Source organism: Sphaerisporangium sp. TRM90804 (genome assembly GCF_029846175.1).
In the GTDB taxonomy this organism is placed as follows: Bacteria; Actinomycetota; Actinomycetes; order Streptosporangiales; family Streptosporangiaceae; genus Sphaerisporangium.
Map to the genome: position 1 here is coordinate 62,841 of NZ_JARWAC010000029.1, position 14,857 is coordinate 77,697.

The 14,857-nt window shown below is 72.7% G+C and carries 13 protein-coding genes; 5 read left to right on the plus strand and 8 right to left on the minus strand.

What is annotated here, in order from left to right:
* Window positions 1-296: 296 nt before the first annotated feature.
* Window positions 297-656 carry a helix-turn-helix domain-containing protein gene (locus PYR91_RS31385; RefSeq protein WP_279785742.1) on the minus strand — a complete coding sequence of 120 codons (360 nt, stop codon included), beginning with the start codon at window positions 654-656 and terminating at the stop codon, window positions 297-299.
* 102 nt (window positions 657-758) lie between these two features.
* On the opposite strand from PYR91_RS31385, the gene PYR91_RS31390 reads away from it, so the two are divergent.
* Both PYR91_RS31390 and PYR91_RS31395 read left to right on the plus strand, forming a co-directional pair.
* Window positions 759-1,532 carry an NAD(P)H-binding protein gene (locus PYR91_RS31390; protein ID WP_279785744.1) on the plus strand — a complete coding sequence of 258 codons (774 nt, stop codon included), beginning with the start codon at window positions 759-761 and terminating at the stop codon, window positions 1,530-1,532.
* Window positions 1,533-1,543: 11 nt separating this feature from the next.
* A complete protein-coding gene (locus tag PYR91_RS31395) occupies window positions 1,544-2,050 on the plus strand; it encodes a DinB family protein (RefSeq protein WP_279785746.1) in 507 nt (168 codons plus the stop codon).
* 225 nt (window positions 2,051-2,275) lie between these two features.
* On the opposite strand, the gene PYR91_RS31400 is transcribed toward PYR91_RS31395, so the two are convergent.
* The 7 genes from PYR91_RS31400 to PYR91_RS31430 form a co-directional block, all read right to left on the minus strand.
* Window positions 2,276-4,150: a discoidin domain-containing protein gene (locus tag PYR91_RS31400; protein ID WP_279785748.1), complete on the minus strand. Its 1,875-nt coding sequence runs from the start codon at window positions 4,148-4,150 to the stop codon at window positions 2,276-2,278.
* Window positions 4,151-4,308: 158 nt separating this feature from the next.
* Window positions 4,309-5,298, minus strand: coding sequence for a substrate-binding domain-containing protein (locus PYR91_RS31405; RefSeq protein ID WP_279785749.1), 990 nt, complete (start codon window positions 5,296-5,298; stop codon window positions 4,309-4,311).
* Between the two features lie 34 nt (window positions 5,299-5,332).
* Complete coding sequence (locus PYR91_RS31410; RefSeq protein ID WP_279785751.1) at window positions 5,333-6,331, minus strand: ABC transporter permease; 999 nt, start codon at window positions 6,329-6,331, stop codon at window positions 5,333-5,335.
* Window positions 6,328-7,818, minus strand: coding sequence for a sugar ABC transporter ATP-binding protein (locus PYR91_RS31415; protein ID WP_279785752.1), 1,491 nt, complete (start codon window positions 7,816-7,818; stop codon window positions 6,328-6,330). The genes PYR91_RS31410 and PYR91_RS31415 overlap by 4 nt, the downstream gene beginning before the upstream one ends.
* Window positions 7,815-9,227: an aldehyde dehydrogenase family protein gene (locus PYR91_RS31420; RefSeq protein ID WP_279785754.1), complete on the minus strand. Its 1,413-nt coding sequence runs from the start codon at window positions 9,225-9,227 to the stop codon at window positions 7,815-7,817. The genes PYR91_RS31415 and PYR91_RS31420 overlap by 4 nt, the downstream gene beginning before the upstream one ends.
* 117 nt (window positions 9,228-9,344) lie before the next feature.
* Entirely contained in the window at window positions 9,345-10,187 is an 843-nt protein-coding gene (locus tag PYR91_RS31425; RefSeq protein WP_279785757.1) for an IclR family transcriptional regulator, read from the minus strand.
* Window positions 10,188-10,530: 343 nt separating this feature from the next.
* The gene (locus tag PYR91_RS31430; RefSeq protein ID WP_279785759.1) at window positions 10,531-11,115 is read right to left on the minus strand and encodes a MarR family winged helix-turn-helix transcriptional regulator; all 585 of its coding nucleotides are present in this window, start codon (window positions 11,113-11,115) and stop codon (window positions 10,531-10,533) included.
* Between the two features lie 126 nt (window positions 11,116-11,241).
* On the opposite strand from PYR91_RS31430, the gene PYR91_RS31435 reads away from it, so the two are divergent.
* From PYR91_RS31435 to PYR91_RS31445, 3 genes are all read left to right on the plus strand, one after another.
* Window positions 11,242-12,462 carry a cytochrome P450 gene (locus PYR91_RS31435; protein ID WP_279785761.1) on the plus strand — a complete coding sequence of 407 codons (1,221 nt, stop codon included), beginning with the start codon at window positions 11,242-11,244 and terminating at the stop codon, window positions 12,460-12,462.
* A gap of 124 nt (window positions 12,463-12,586) precedes the next feature.
* Window positions 12,587-13,360, plus strand: coding sequence for a maleylpyruvate isomerase N-terminal domain-containing protein (locus PYR91_RS31440; protein ID WP_279785763.1), 774 nt, complete (start codon window positions 12,587-12,589; stop codon window positions 13,358-13,360).
* Window positions 13,361-13,642: 282 nt separating this feature from the next.
* Window positions 13,643-14,716, plus strand: coding sequence for a polysaccharide deacetylase family protein (locus PYR91_RS31445; RefSeq protein ID WP_279785765.1), 1,074 nt, complete (start codon window positions 13,643-13,645; stop codon window positions 14,714-14,716).
* The last annotated feature ends 141 nt before the right edge of the window (window positions 14,717-14,857 follow it).

Genomic DNA, 14,857 nt, shown 5'->3' on the forward strand with positions numbered 1-14,857 from the left:
CCTCCACCGCCACCGCCACCGCCACCGCACCCGACCCGCCCCGTCCCCGATAGCGATTTGTCCGGCGCCGACACGGCGGACGCGAGACGACCAAGCCGGCGCCGTCATACGGCGGCCAGGATGGGGCCACCCGAGGCACACCCGGCGAACCACCCGCACACACCAACCAGCCCCCGCCCCCGCAGCGACTTCCCCGGCGCCGACACAGCGGGACGCGAGACGGCGAAGCCGGCGCCGTCATACGGCGGCCAGGATGGGGGTCTGACGGGAGCGGCGGACTTCGGCGGTGGTGTGGGTTACGACTCTCGGGCGTCGAGGAGGTCGTCCCAGTGGTCGGCGGCCCAGGCGCAGGCGGCGTTCATGGGCTCCAGGATGCTGCGGCCGAGGGCGGTCAGTTCGTAGACGGGTGCGGGGGCGTGGCCGGGGGCGGCGTGCGAGTTGCGGATGACCAGGCCGTCGCGCTGGAGGGCGCGCAGGGACTGGGTGAGGACCTTCGCGGTGATGCCGCGCAGGGGGACGCGGAGCTCGGAGAAGCGCCTCGGGCCCTCTTCCAGGCAGCGGATGATCATTCCCGCCCACTTGTCGCCGACGCGGATCGGCGACAGGCCCGACGGGCACACCGGGTCGAACATCTCGGGATCGAGCGGCTGCGTCACGTGTCCACGTTAACCGGTTCCCTCCTGGTAACCGGGCCCCCGGATACCGTCCCGGACATCGGCCGGACACCGGATCCGGCCCCGGGCGAGTGAGGAGGGCCGATGAAAAGGATCATCGTCTTCGGCGCGGGCGGCAGAGCGGGCCGCGCGACCGTGCGGGAGGCCGTCCTGCGCGGCCACGAGGTGACCGCGGTCGTCCGCGACCCGGCCAGGCACGCCACCCTGGCGAGCGCGGCGGACGAGGCACCGATCCCCGCCGCGGACGGGCGGGTCGCCGTCGGGGGCGGGCGGAGCGCCGTCGCGGACGGGCGGGCCGGCACCGGAGACGCGGGGATCACCGCCGCGGACGGGCGGGTCGCCGTCGGGCGGGTGCGGGTCGTGGCGGGGGACGTCACGGACGCCGGTGGGGTGGCGCGGCTCGCCGCGGGGCATGACGCCGCGGTCAACGCCGCCTGCGACCTCGGCGTCCCGCCGGACGTCTACTTCACCGGCGCCGCCCGCGCGCTGGTGGACGGGCTGACGGCGGCCGGTGTGCGGCGGCTGGTGGCCGTGGGGCTGGCCTCGGTGCTGGAGACGCCGTCGGGGACGCCGCTGATGGACACCCCCGGCTACCCGCAGGAGTACCGCGCCTTCTACCTCGGCCACGCAGCCGGGACGGACGTCCTGCGCGCCGCCGCGCCGCCCGCCCTGGACTGGCTGGTGCTCAGCCCCGCCGGGGACTTCGACCACGGCGGCGCGCGGACCGGCGGCTACCGCCCGGCCGCCGCCGAGGCCGCGAGCCGCGTCTCCTACCCCGACTTCGCCATCGCCCTGCTCGACGAGATCGAGGCCCCCCGGCACAACCGCGTCCACCTGGGTGTCGAGCAGGGGTTGTAGGGTCGGCCGTCGTGAGTGACAACCGCGTATCCCCGCCGTTCGTGGCCGACGAGCGGACCATGCTGGACAACTGGCTCGACTGGCACCGCGAGACCCTGGCCGTCAAGTGCGCCGGGCTGACCGAGGACCAGCTGCGCGAGCGCTCCGCGCCGCCGTCGACGCTGTCGCTGCTCGGCCTCGTGCGGCACATGGCGAACGTCGAGCGGGCCTGGTTCCGGCGCGTGCTGAACGGCGAGGACGTCCCCTGGCTGTACAAGACCGGCGACGACCCCGACGCCGATCTCAACGCGGTGGACACCGCGAGCGCCGAGGAGGCGTTCGCCACCTGGCGGGCCGAGATCGCGTACGCCCGCGAGATCTCGGCCGCCTTCCCGCTGGACGCCGTCGGCAAGGGCAAGCGGCACGGGCAGGACTGCTCCCACCGGTGGATCCTCATCCACATGATCGAGGAGTACGCCCGCCACAACGGCCACGCCGACCTGCTGCGCGAACGCATCGACGGGGCCACCGGCGAGTAGCCCGCCCCGACAGCCGCTGTCGTCCACGACCGCCGGATCCTCTCCCTCGCGCGGCGCGACCTCCTGGCCGTTGGCCGCTCCGGTCGCGGCCACAGTCGGCTGGTGCCTGCTTCTGCCGCTGGTCTTCGTCCCGCTGTCGGTGCGGCGTTTCGCCCGCTCGTACCGACGCGGGGGGACGGCGTCCCCCGGCCCCGTCAGGGGTGGGGGACGCCGCCGGGCCGGCGGTCAGGAGGCGTAGGCCTCCAGCTCGTAGATCCGGGCCGCCCTGTCGCTGTCGCTCGTCGGGTTGAGCACGTTCAGCCGCACGTAGCGGGCCGAGACGTTCACGGCGTGCGTGGTCACGTCGGCGGTGTTGCCCCGGGGCGAGGCGACCGTGGTCCACGTCGTGCCGTCGGAGCTGACCTGGATGTCGAAGTCACGGGTGTTCCAGACCGGCTTCTCACCGCCCGCGCCGGAGTGGCGCACGACGAAGCGGCGCAGGGCCTGGCTCGACTGCAGGTCGACGCGGAGCCACTTGTTCGTGCCGAGGGAGCACCACTTGTCGGTGCCGCCGCCGGTGTGGCTGCCGTTGACGGCCTTGGCCGGGCCCTCGGCGGCGGCGCACTGGCTGTCGGCGGTGGCGGGCTTGTTCAGCGCGAGGTTCGGCGCGCCCTGCTGGCTCGGGGTGTAGAGGCGGATGTCGGTGAGGCTCGCGCTGCCCTCGTAGACGTTGGTGTAGAGGTCGCCGATCACGAAGTAGTCGGGGTAGGCGGAGCCCGCCGGCCACTGGTTCGCCCAGGTGGTGCTGCCGTGCGTGTCGTTCTGCACCAGGTTGCCGTTGAAGCGCCCGTCGTACTCCGACGCCTTGACGTTGTAGTGCCAGATCGGGTTGCCGTTCACCACGAACGGCCGGTGGAAGCGCAGCGTCCTCTGCCCGGCGCGGGCGAAGTTTCCGCTGGCCTCCAGGGTGTAGCCGGTGGCGTCACGCTCGATGGCGAAGGTGTAGTACTGGTTCGGCATCAGCTCGGGCTGCAGCTCGGCCGCCGACGAGAGCTGCTGCTCGGCGACGCCGCCGGAACAGCTGGTCATGAACCACTGGGAGTTGCCCGCCAGCCCGCCGGGGCCGGGGTTCCAGTTAGGCATGCCGCTGATCCACATGTTGACGGTGTTGAAGCTGCTGTCGCGGTAGTTGTAGTAGGTGTTGTCGGCCGCGTTGCACACCCGGCCGCCGGTGCCGCCGCCCACGCGGTCGGGGTGCTGGGAGAAGGAGTCCATCAGCACCTTGCGGTGGTAGTGCCAGAAGTGGTTGTTGCGGGGGGCCGGGTTGGCGAAGTCCACGATCGTCATGAAGTGGAAGCCGTTGTAGCCGTAGTTGCCGGCCCGCACGTCCTGCCACTCGCAGTAGGGCACCGAGGCGTCGCCGGTCCAGCCGGGCGAGCGGGAGCCCTCGCCCCACGGGTGCTGGGTCTTGCAGCCGGTCGTGCTGTAGCCGTTGGTCCTGCCGCCGTAGTCGATGGAGCCGTCGCGCTTGCCGCCGAAGTCGACGGTCTTCAGCTTGTACTCGATGCGGTACTGGTCGGGCAGCTTGTTCGTGGGCCGGAAGATCGCGCCGCCGGTGTGGTCGGGCACGTTCATCACCGCGACGTTCTCGCCGTTCTGCGCCCGCGTGGTGATCGACGGCGGGGCCTCGATGGCGCCGTTCCTGTCCCAGTCGCGCGCCGAGAGCGAGGCGGTCAGCCAGCCGTTCTGGCCGAAGGTGAACTCCTTGCGGTAGGTGTGGAAGGAGTTGAAGGCCGTCGTCCAGGCCGGCCCGTAGTCGTTGCGGTACCACTGCCCGTTGTCGTCCATCATCGTGTCGAACGGGTTGGCGTAGGTCTCCCTGACCCACGGGGCGCTCGTGGGCAGCGCGGTCGAGAAGTTCTCGTTGTACTGCAGCGTCCAGCCCGGCCGCGTGGGGTCGTCGGCCGCCGCGCTCGGGGCCGCGGCCTTCGTGCTCGGGGTGGGCGGCGCCGCCGCGCCGGTGGCGGGCGAGCCGGGCGCGATCAGGCCGGTGACGACGAGTCCGGAGGTGACCGCGGCGATGGCCGTCCCGCGCACGGCTCGTCTCACTGTGCGTCTCATGTGGTGTCCTTCGGTCGACGGGTGGGCGATGGTCGGTCCGCGGGGACGCGTGACCCGCGTCCCCGCGTCGGTCCCGGTGGCGTCGCCGCCCGCCACCGTTCGTGCGCTCGCCGTGGCGCCGGCCCGCCGCCGGGGCCACGGCCCGATGGGGGCGGCGCCTAGAAGACGCCGTCGGGGTCGTAGTGCTCGGAGGCGTTCTCCTTGGTGACCATGGGCGAGGGCACCACGGTGTCCTTCTCGACCTCGGCGCCCGAGAGGATCTCCACGGCCCGGTCCAGCCCCTTGCTACCGATGACGTCGGCGTCGTTCAGGCCGGTGACCGCGTAGTTGGTGCCGTCCAGGATCGCCTTCAGCGCCTCGGCCTGGCCGTCGACGCCGGCCAGGATGATCTGCTCGGTCTTGCCGGCGTCCGCGATGGCCCGCTGCGCGCCCAGGCACATGGCGTCGTTCTCGCAGAACACCGCCTTGAGGTCGGCGTTGGTGGCCAGCAGGCTCTCCATCACCGACAGACCGCCGTCGGAGGCCCAGTTGCCGAAGTCGGGGGCCTCGACCAGGGTGATGCCGGGCTTGCTCTGCAGCACCGACTTGACGCCGTTGGTGCGGGCCAGGCCGATGCTGTTGTCGGCCGGGCCGCCCTTGATGATCGCGACCTTGCCGCCGTCGGGCAGCTTGCCGGCCAGGAACTCGCCGTCCTGCCTGCCGATGGCCTCGTTGTCCGGGCCGATCCAGCTCGTGTACTCGCCGGTCTGGAACTTGCGGTCGACCAGGACGACCGGCTTGCCGGCCGCCTTGATGGCGTTCAGCGCGGCCGGCGCCGACTCCAGCGGCCCTCCGGAGATGATGACGGCGTCGACGTTCTTGCTCAGCAGGTCCTCGACGTTGGAGGCCAGCTTGGCGGCGTCGCCGTTGGCGTCGGTGCTGATGACGTCGACGTTGCCCTTCTTCTTGGCCTGGGCGGCGATCGCCTTGTCCATGCCGCTGAAGTAGGGCCCGCTCAGCATGAAGTTGGCCACGCCGATGGTGTGCCGGTCCTCGGCGGGCGCGGCGGAGGCGGCCGTGCCGCCGCCGGAGTCGGATGACGAACAGGCGGTGAGGCCGACGGCGAGCACGCCGCTGACCAGCACTCCGGCCAAGGTTCTGGCTCTCATTGTCAAGGGACCTTCCATGAGGGGGGTGGCGAAGTCAGGCGCGCACGCGGTTGGTGCGCTGGACGAGGATGACGGCGATGATGATCAGGCCCTTGAGCACCTGCTGCCAGAAGCTCTGCACGCCGTACAGGTTGAGCAGGTTGTTGATCAGCACCAGCACCAGCACCCCGCCGAAGGTGGCCCGGACCGACCCGCGCCCGCCGGCGAGGCTGGCCCCGCCGATCACGCACGCGGCGATCGCGTCGAGCTCGAAGGCGACCCCGACGCTCGGCTGGGCGATGCCGACCCGGCTGGCGAGGATGACGCCCGCCAGCCCGGCGCAGGCGCCGCTGACGGTGTAGGCGAGGATCACGTGGGCGCGCACGTTGATGCCGGCCAGGCGCACGGTCTCGGCGTTGCCGCCGATCGCGACGATGGCCCGCCCCGCCGGGGTGCGGGTGAGGAACACCCCGCCCACCAGGAAGACGGCCAGCATGATCAGGGTGCTGACCGGCAGCGGGCCGGCCAGGGCCGAGCCGAGGGTGAAGAACGCCGGGTCCTCCGGGGCGATCGGCACCTCGGAGTACACGAACGCCAGCCCGCGTACGGTGGTCAGCGCGGCCAGCGTCACCACGAACGGCGCGAGCGCGAAGCGGGCGATCAGGGTGCCGTTCACCAGGCCGAAGCCGATGCCGCAGAGCACGCCCACCGCCATGGCCGCCGCGATGGGCATGCCGCCGGCCAGGCCTGCGGTGACGATGCCCGAGAAGGCCACCACCGACCCCACCGACAGGTCGATGCCGCCGGTGAGGATGACCACGAGCATGCCGAACGCCAGCAGGCCCGTGGTCACCATCTGCTTGAGCAGGTTGGTGAGGTTGGCCTGGGTCAGGAAGGCGTCGGACGTCAGCGCGGCCGTCGCGACGAGCACGACGATGAGCGTGACGAACCCGGCCTGCACGGTGACGTCACGGCCGCCCACCATGAGGCGGGGCAGCCTGCCCGCCCGGGCGCGTGCGGCCGGCGGCGCCGGTTCGGTGAGCTGGCCGGTCATGCGGCCCTTCCGATCGCGTAGGTGAGGAGCTGTTCCTCGGTCGCCTGTTCCGAGCGCACCTCGCCGGTGATGCGGCCCTGGTTCATCACCAGCACCCGGTCGGTGGCGCCCAGGACCTCGGTGAGGTCGGAGGAGATCAGCAGGACGCCGAGGCCCTGGCGCGCCAGGCCGTCGATCATGCGGTAGATCTCGACGCGGGTGGCCATGTCGACGCCGCGGGTGGGCTCGTCCAGGATCAGGACCCGCGGCTCGGCCAGCAGCCACTTGGCCAGCACGACCTTCTGCTGGTTGCCGCCGCTGAGCTGGACGGCCGGCATCGTGGCGCAGGCCGGGGGCCGGATGTCCAGCCGCTCGACCATGGTGCCAACGATTTGCGTCCGCCGACCGGCGTCGATCAGCGGGCCGCGCCGTGCCGCGCGCGGGGTCGCCAGCGTGATGTTGTCCAGGACGCTCATGCCCAGCACCAGGCCGCTGCGTTTGCGGTCCTCGGTGACCAGCGCGAGCCCGGCCGCGATGGCCTGCCCCGGGCTGCGGAAGCCGCCCCGCCCGCCGGCGACGCGGGTCTGACCGGCGGTGGCGGGCTCGGCGCCGAACACGCACCGGGCCAGCTCGCTGCGCCCGGACCCGACCAGGCCGAACAGGCCGACGATCTCGCCTTCCCGCAGGGTGAAGGAGACGTCGTCGAACTCCCCGGCGCGGCTGAGGCCGGTCACCTGGAGCGCGGTGCCACCCGGCTCGCCGCGCCGTCCGGGGTAGATCTGCTCCAGGCGGCGGCCGGCCATCATGCCGATCAGGTCGGCCTCGCTGGTGCTCGCGGGCTCGGTCGTCCCGATCACCCGGCCGTCCTTGATCACCGTGATCGAGGTGGCCAGCTCCAGCACCTCGGCCAGCCGATGGGAGACGTAGACGACCAGGACGCCACGCTCGCACAGCCGCCTGACCAGGGCGAACAGCGCCTCCAGGTCGGCGCCTGCCAGGACGGCCGACGGCTCGTCCAGGACGAGCACCCGGGGGTCGCCGGCCAGGGCCTTGGCGATCTCCACCATCTGCTGGCGGGCCACCGACAGGCGCCCGGCCGGGGTGCGCGGGTCGATGCCGGCGAACCCGATGTCCTCCAGCAGCTCGCGGCTGCGCGCGTGGGCGGCCGGCCAGTCGATGAGCCCACTGCGGCGGCGGGGCAGGTCGCCCATCAGCAGGTTCTCGGTGACCGACAGCTCGGGCACCAGTGTCAGCTCCTGGTAGACGGTGCGGATGCCGCGCGCGTGGGCGTCGTGCGGCGAGCGCAGCTCGACCCGCTCGCCGTCCATCCACATCTCGCCGGCGCTCATCGGCTGTGCGCCGGCCAGGATCCTGATCAGCGTCGACTTGCCGGCGCCGTTCGCGCCGACCACCGCGAGCACCTGGCCGCCGTGCCCGGCCAGGTCGACGCCGTGCAGCACGGGCACGCCGCCGTAGTGCTTGTGGACCCCCCGTAGTTCGAGGATCATCCGAAGGCCTCCATCACCACGACCGTCTTCTGCCGGGTGAAGTCCAGGACGGTCTCGTGCAGGCCCTCGCGGTGGCCCCCGGTGTCCTTGGTGCCGCCGAACGGGAGGTTCTCGGCGCGTAACGCCGTGGAGCCGTTGACGATGACCCCGCCGACGTCGAGGAGCCGCGCCAGCGTGAACGCCCGGGAGACGTCGCGGGTGAAGACGGCGGCGTGCAGGCCGTAGGGGGACTCGTTGGCCATGCGCACCGCGTCCAGCGGGTCCGCGAAGCGGGCCACCGGCGCGACCGGGCCGAAGATCTCCTCGGCGAAGGCCTCGCTGGCCGAGGGCACGTCCACCAGCACGACCGGGTCGACGAACGCGCCGCGCCGCGCGCCGCCCGCGGCCAGGGTGGCGCCGTCGGCGACCAGCCTGCCGACGGCGGCCTCCACCCGCTCGGCGGCCTCCTCGGCGATCAGCGGGCCGACGTCGGTGGACTCCAGGAGCTGGTCGCCGACCGACAGCTTGGCCGTCTGGCCGACCAGCGACTCAACGAAGGCGTCGTACACGCCGTCCTGGACGTACACCCGCTTGACGGCGCAGCAGATCTGCCCGTTGCCACGCGCCAGGCGGCCGAGGACCACGGCCTGCGCGGCGGCCTCGACGTCGGCGTCGTCACAGACGATGAGCGCGTCGTTGCCGCCCAGCTCCAGGAACACCTTCTTCAGGCTCTCCGCGCCGAGGCGGGCGATGGCCCGCCCCGCGGCCGTGCTGCCGGTGAGGCTGACCGCCGCGATGCCGCGCGACTCGGCCAGCGCCGTGGAGACCTCCACCCCCCCGAGGGCGAGCTGGTGGGCGTGCCGGGGCGCGCCCGCCCGCTCCACCAGCTCGGCGACGCGCACCAGGCTCAGCGGGCAGCGGGCGGGCGGCTGCACCACCACGGCGTTGCCGGCGGCCAGCGCCGCGGCGGCCTTGTGCGCGTACAGCTCGACCGGGTAGTTGAACGGGACGAGGGCGGCGACCACGCCGAGCGGCTCGCGCATGGTGACGGCCAGGTGCCGCTCCAGCCCGGGGACGGCGTCCAGCGGGATCTGCCGCCCGAACAGCCGCGTGGCCTCCCCGGCGTAGCCGCGGAAGATGCGGATCGCCGCCTCGACCTCCCCGCGGGTCTGCGTCAGCGGCTTGCCGTTCTCCCGGGCGAGCAGGACGGCCAGCTCCCCGCTCTCCGCCTCGATGAGGCCGGCCACCCGCAGCAGCAGCTCGGCCCGCTGGTGGGCGGGCATGGCGGCCATGGCGCGCTGGCCCTCCCGCGCGGCCTCGATCACGGAGGCGACCCGGGAGGCGTCCATGGCCTCGACCTCCCCGATCCGCTCACCGGTGCCGGGGTTGCGGACGACGATGGTGCCGGCGGCGGGCGATATGGCGGACATCGATCTCACTCCTCTGGAGGGGACGGCTGAGGAATCGGCGGTCGGTTCGTGGGGCCGGGCGGCTCGGCGCGCGCCGGCGGGCCGGGGGGCCGGGCATCGTGTGCGGGGCGCGGCGGCTCACAGGTCCCCGCCCCCGGCGTTCGGGGCGTGGCGGGCCGCCCGGCGGCGCGACCGGTGGGCGGCCGCCGCGGCGTGGCGGGTGGCCGCGTAGCCGATCCGGCGGCTGATCTGGGTGGCGATCGCCAGCGCGGACGGCGCGAGCGTGTGGCAGTCCTCCAGGCTGAAGCGGTTGGCCGGCGCCGAAACGCTGAAGGCCGCCACCGGCTGGCCGGAGGCGTTCATGATGGGCAGCCCGACGCAGCGGACGCCCTCCTCGTTCTCCTCGTCGTCGATCGCGAACCCGCGCTCGCGGATCACGTCGAGCTCGGCCGCCAGCGCGCCGCCGACGAGGGTGCGCGGGGTGCGGCGGTCCAGCGGCCCGGCCAGGGCCTCGGCGCGGCGCCGCTCGTCCAGCATGGCCAGCACCGCCTTGCCCATGGCCGTGCAGTGCAGCGGCACGCGGCTGCCGATGCGCGACACCAGCCGCACCGACTTGGCGCTCTCGACCTTGTCGATGTAGACGATCTGGTTGCCCACGGGCGTGCCGAGGTGCACGGTCTCCCCGCTGATCTCGACCAGCTCGGCGAGGAAGGGACGGGCCGCGGCGCGCAGCCCGTCCTCCTCCAGGTACTGACCCGCCAGCGCCACGAGGGTGACCCCGAGGTGGTAGGACCCGGCCGCGTCACGATCGAGCACGCCGAGCTCCAGCAGGGACGTGACGTACCGGTGTGCCGTGCTGAGGGCCACGCCCGCCCGGCCGGCGAGCTCGCCCAGGGTGATCCCGGCGCGGCCCGTCTCGGACACGGCCTCGATCAGTTCAAAAGCCTTGTCGACGCTGGATGACTTCCGCCCACTCCGCATTCGAGTTACTCGAATCTATTTTCATATCCACGCAATTTTTTGCGATGGTTACATCGGAGGTGAGCGGTGTCAACCCCCGCCGCACGGCCATACATCCGAGCTAATCGGGGTGATTTCTAGATACTCATCCGATTTATAATCATATGTCCTTTTAGATAGGTGGGATGTACTCCGCTCTCCCACTCGACGTCCCCGGGCCGCCGTGTCGGCCGACAACCCCTCCCACATGCCTTTTTGCCAAGCGTCATCCGCTTCTTGCGGCTCTATCACGACGTCAGACGGCGACCCGGCGGCGTCCAGGACACGATCGCGCCACAAAGGCACCCCCCGGCGCCGCCACACGCTAGGCGGGCGGCGCCTGGCGACGGGCGGTGTAGTCGCGCTGGGCCGCGGCGGTCTCGCGCAGGTAGGCGGCGACGGCCGTGGCGGTCGCTTCGTCCAGGCGCATGGCCACCGCGTCGAGCGCCTCCAGCAGCGGCGTCATCGCCTGGAGGGCGTCGTCGCGCGCGCGGTCGGTGGCCAGCAGGACGCGGCGGCGGCCGTCGTGGGGATCAGGCAGGCGGACCAGGTGGCCTGAGGCGACGAGCCGGTCGACCAGCACCGTCACCGAGGCCGAGGTGATGCCGAGGCGACGCGCCAGGTGCACGGGGCCGACCGGCTCGGGGCTGGTCAGGATGTACTCCAGGGCGAGACTGTCGGTATGGGTGAGCCCCAGCGCGCGGGCCATGGCGTGCCCGGCCTCGTCGGCCGTCCGCAGCACCGCCCACAGCGCCCACGTGACCTCGTGGGCGGCCAGGATCCGCCGTCCCAGTTCCTCGACCGCGTCGTCGGCCTCGGCCAAGGCCTCCGCCCCGCCGTCCTCGGCGCCGCCTTGGCCGTCCGCGGGGACGTCTCCGGATCGGCCGGCGGTCCGCTCGTCTGAGGCCATGGTGACTCCCGCCCGTGCCGCGTCTTTCGCTAGACAGCCTAGCGACCTTCTGGCAAGCTCAAGTAGCTAGATAATCTAGCTACTGTCTTCGGCGGGCTCATGCGCCGCCGAGAAAGGGGCACCGCCATGTCCCAAGCCCCGTACGTCGCCGGCGACGTCTTCACCGTCCAGGCCGAGCGCGTCACCGACCGGCCGGGCGTGCACGAGCGGCTGCGCCGCGCCGGGCCGGTGGTGCGGGTGGACGCCTTCGCCGGCGGGCCCGCGTGGGTCGTCACCGACGACAGCCTCGCTCGCGAGGTCCTGGCCGACCCGCGGTTCAGCAAGGACCCGGCCCTCGCCCCGCCACACTGGCATGGCCGCGAGCCGGGCCTGGAGCCGCCCGCCGCCCAGGTGCGGTCGCTGACCACGCTCGACGGCCCGGAGCACCGGCGGTTACGTGCCGTGCACGCGCCCCTGTTCACCCGCGCCCGCCAGCAGGCCCGTCGCGACCGCGTCGCCGCCGTCGCCCGCGAGCTGCTGACGGAGGCCGCACGGGAGTGCACGGGTACGGGACGGCCGGTCGACCTGGTGACGCGGTTCACCAGCGCCTACCCGTTGATCGTCGTCTGCGACTTCCTGGGCCTGCCGCTCTCTCCCCGGCGGACCGGCCAGATCGCCGACGCCGCCCAGGCCCTCACCCGCGCCGAGCCCGGCGCGGCGGAGGGCGGCTTCGCGGCCCTCCAGGAGACCGTCGCCGCGGCCTTTCGCGACCACGAGGCCCCGTCCCCGGTCGACGCCTTCGCCGAACGCGCCCGCGCCGAGATGGCGGGGATCTCCGACGAGGAACTGCTGTACCTGATCACCGGGATGATCTTCGCCGGTCAGGTGACCACCGAGTCGTTCCTCGGCTTCCTGATCGCTCACCAGCTCGCCGGCCACCTCGACTCCGGCGGCCTCGCCGGCGCACCGTCCGTCGAGGCGTTCGTGTCCGAGGCCCTGCGGCTGCACCCGCCGGCGCCGTTCACCCTGTGGCGCTTCACCACGGTCGCCGCCGAGCTGGCCGGCGTGGCGTTGCCCGCCGGAGCGCCGGTCCTGATCGACATCGAGGGCACCGGCACCGATCCCGCCCGCCACCCCCGGCCCTTCGAGCTGGACCCCGGCCGTCCCCGCGTGCCCGACCTGACCTTCGGCAGCGGTCCGCACGCCTGCATCGGAGCGCAGCTGGCCCTGCTGGAGGCGTGCGTCGCCGTCGAGGTGCTGCGCGACGACTTCCCGAAAGCCCGCCTCGCCGTGCCCTTCGAAGAGCTGCGCCGCGACCGCGCCACCAGCCAGGCCCGCCGTCTGGAGAGCCTGCCCGTGTGGCTATGACCCGGGGGGCCGACCCCTGGCCCGGCTCGCGGCCGGGGGCGGTCGCCCGGCGTGCGAGCCGGGTAACCGCCGAGCGGCTGGAAAACCGGTTCGGGATCACACGGGCGACTGGTTCGATGGTCCGATGGACTTCTCCCGGCTTCTCAGCCGCTTCGCGGACGACTTCGCCCTCCTGCGCGCCGCGGTCGCCGGCGCCGATCCGTCGGCGCGGGTGCCGTCCTGCCCGGCCTGGTCGGTCGGCGAGCTGGCGCGGCACGTCGCCGAGGTGTACCTGCACAAGGCCGAGTGCATCCGGCTCAAGGCCTTCCCCGAGGAGTGGCCCCCCGGCGTGCTCGACCCCGATCCCCTGACCTCGCTCGACAGGACGCACGCCGTACTGGCCGGGCAGTTCTCGGCGCACTCCCCCGGCGACCCCGCGGCCACGTGGCACGAGCCCGACCAGACCGTCGGCTTCTGGATCCGCCGCATGGCCCAGGAGACGGTGATCCACCGTGTCGACGCCGAGCTGGCGGCGGGGCTCCCGGTGTCCCCGATCCCGGACGACCTCGCCCTCGACGGCGTCGACGAGGTCCTGAAGCTGTTCGTCGGCTACGGGAGCACCGTCTGGCCTGACGAGTTCGGCACCCTGCTCGACGCCCCGGACGAGCGCCCGCTCTCGGTCTCCGCGAGCCACCACGCCTGGACGCTCAGGGCCGTCCCGCGCGCCGGCGACCGTCCGGGCCACGTCAGCACGACCGACGCGGCCACCGGATTCGACGGCGACGCCCTGGTGAGCGGCGACCCGGCCCCCCTCCTGCTCTGGCTCTGGAACCGGGCCGACGACGCCTCCGTACGGCTCTCCGGCGACGAGGCCCTCCTCAAGCAGTTCCACGCGCTGCGGACCGCCGCCACACAGTGACCCGGCTCATCGCCCGGCCACCGAAACGTTTCGGAAGCTTTCACCGATGCTGAGGCGGCTTGACCAGTGATTGTCGGGTTACGCGCCCGAAAGCTTTCATGCATTTATTGACACATTTCGTAACACTCCACAGAATGAGTCCGCGGACAGGGCCCCCGCTCACCCCAACCGGGTGACATCGACAGAACCGCGGTTCGACGCGGTCTCTGTGTGCCGTACGGTGACCGCCGCCACCGTACGCGCGTGCCCTGTACCGATTCATGTTCCAGTGGAGGAACAGGCATGATCGACACCACGGCCGGCTACGTAAGAGGCCGGAACCGCCGCTCGCGCATCCGGAACGCGTTCATCCTCACCGTCATCGCCGCCCTCGGCACGGCGCTCGCCGTCATCGTGTCGCCCATGGCACGGGCGGCCGACTGCAGCGCCGGATACGTCGGGCTCACCTACGACGACGGGCCCAACCCGAGCAACACCACCAACCTGCTGAACGCGCTGCGGCAGAACGGCCTGCGGGCCACCATGTTCAACACCGGGCAGAACGCGCAGAACAACCAGGCGCTGGTCCGCGCCCAGCGCGACGCCGGCATGTGGATCGGCAACCACAGCTACACCCACCCCCACATGACCGGCATGAGCAGCTCCCAGATGCAGTCGGAGCTCCAGCGCACCCAGCAGGCCATCCAGCAGGCCACCGGAACCGCGCCGCGCCTGTTCCGCCCGCCGTTCGGGGAGACCAACGCCACGCTGCGGTCGGTCGAACAGCAGCTCGGCCTCACCGAGGTTTTGTGGGACGTCGACTCCCAGGACTGGAACGGCGCCAGCACCGCGCAGATCGTCCAGGCCGCGGGCCGTCTGCAGAACGGCCAGGTCATCCTGATGCACGACCAGTACGCCACGACGCTCAACGCGATTCCGCAGATCGCGGCGAACCTGAGCAGCCGCAACCTCTGCGCCGGCATGATCTCCACCTCCACCGGCAGGGCGGTCGCCCCCGACGGCGGCGGCCCGAGTCCCACGCCCACGCCGACCGGCCCCACCCCCACGCCGACCGGCCCCACCCCCACGCCGACCGGCCCGGGCGGCGGCACCTGCACGGTCACACTCTCCCAGGGCTCGCAGTGGTCCGACCGGTTCAACCTGTCGGCCACGGTCTCCGGCACCTCCAACTGGATCGTCACCGTCACGGTCAGCAGCCCTCAGCGGATCATCAACACCTGGAACGGCACCGCCACCTGGGACGGTAGCGGCAACGTCATGACGATGCGGCCCAACGGATCCGGCAACACCTTCGGCTTCACCATCCAGCACGGCGGCAACCGCAACTGGCCCTCGACCTCCTGCCGCGTGGGCTGATCCGGCACCCGCGTACAGGCCTCTGACCAGCACTCGTGGGGGGGGGGGGGGGGCCGCCCCCCCCCCCCCCCCCCCCAGGGCGGGCGCGGCGGCCGCCGCCCCCCCCCCCCCCCCCCCCCGGGCCGGGCGGGGGGCGGGGGG

Coding starts and splice junctions, on each gene's coding strand:
- PYR91_RS31410 (WP_279785751.1), bottom strand. CDS start 6,331: ATGACCGGCCAGCTCACCGAACCGGCGCCGCCGGCCGCACGCGCCCGG.
- PYR91_RS31400 (WP_279785748.1), bottom strand. CDS start 4,150: ATGAGACGCACAGTGAGACGAGCCGTGCGCGGGACGGCCATCGCCGCG.
- PYR91_RS31435 (WP_279785761.1), top strand. CDS start 11,242: ATGTCCCAAGCCCCGTACGTCGCCGGCGACGTCTTCACCGTCCAGGCC.
- PYR91_RS31390 (WP_279785744.1), top strand. CDS start 759: ATGAAAAGGATCATCGTCTTCGGCGCGGGCGGCAGAGCGGGCCGCGCG.
- PYR91_RS31425 (WP_279785757.1), bottom strand. CDS start 10,187: ATGCGGAGTGGGCGGAAGTCATCCAGCGTCGACAAGGCTTTTGAACTG.
- PYR91_RS31415 (WP_279785752.1), bottom strand. CDS start 7,818: ATGATCCTCGAACTACGGGGGGTCCACAAGCACTACGGCGGCGTGCCC.
- PYR91_RS31405 (WP_279785749.1), bottom strand. CDS start 5,298: ATGAGAGCCAGAACCTTGGCCGGAGTGCTGGTCAGCGGCGTGCTCGCC.
- PYR91_RS31440 (WP_279785763.1), top strand. CDS start 12,587: ATGGACTTCTCCCGGCTTCTCAGCCGCTTCGCGGACGACTTCGCCCTC.
- PYR91_RS31420 (WP_279785754.1), bottom strand. CDS start 9,227: ATGTCCGCCATATCGCCCGCCGCCGGCACCATCGTCGTCCGCAACCCC.
- PYR91_RS31445 (WP_279785765.1), top strand. CDS start 13,643: ATGATCGACACCACGGCCGGCTACGTAAGAGGCCGGAACCGCCGCTCG.
- PYR91_RS31430 (WP_279785759.1), bottom strand. CDS start 11,115: ATGGCCTCAGACGAGCGGACCGCCGGCCGATCCGGAGACGTCCCCGCG.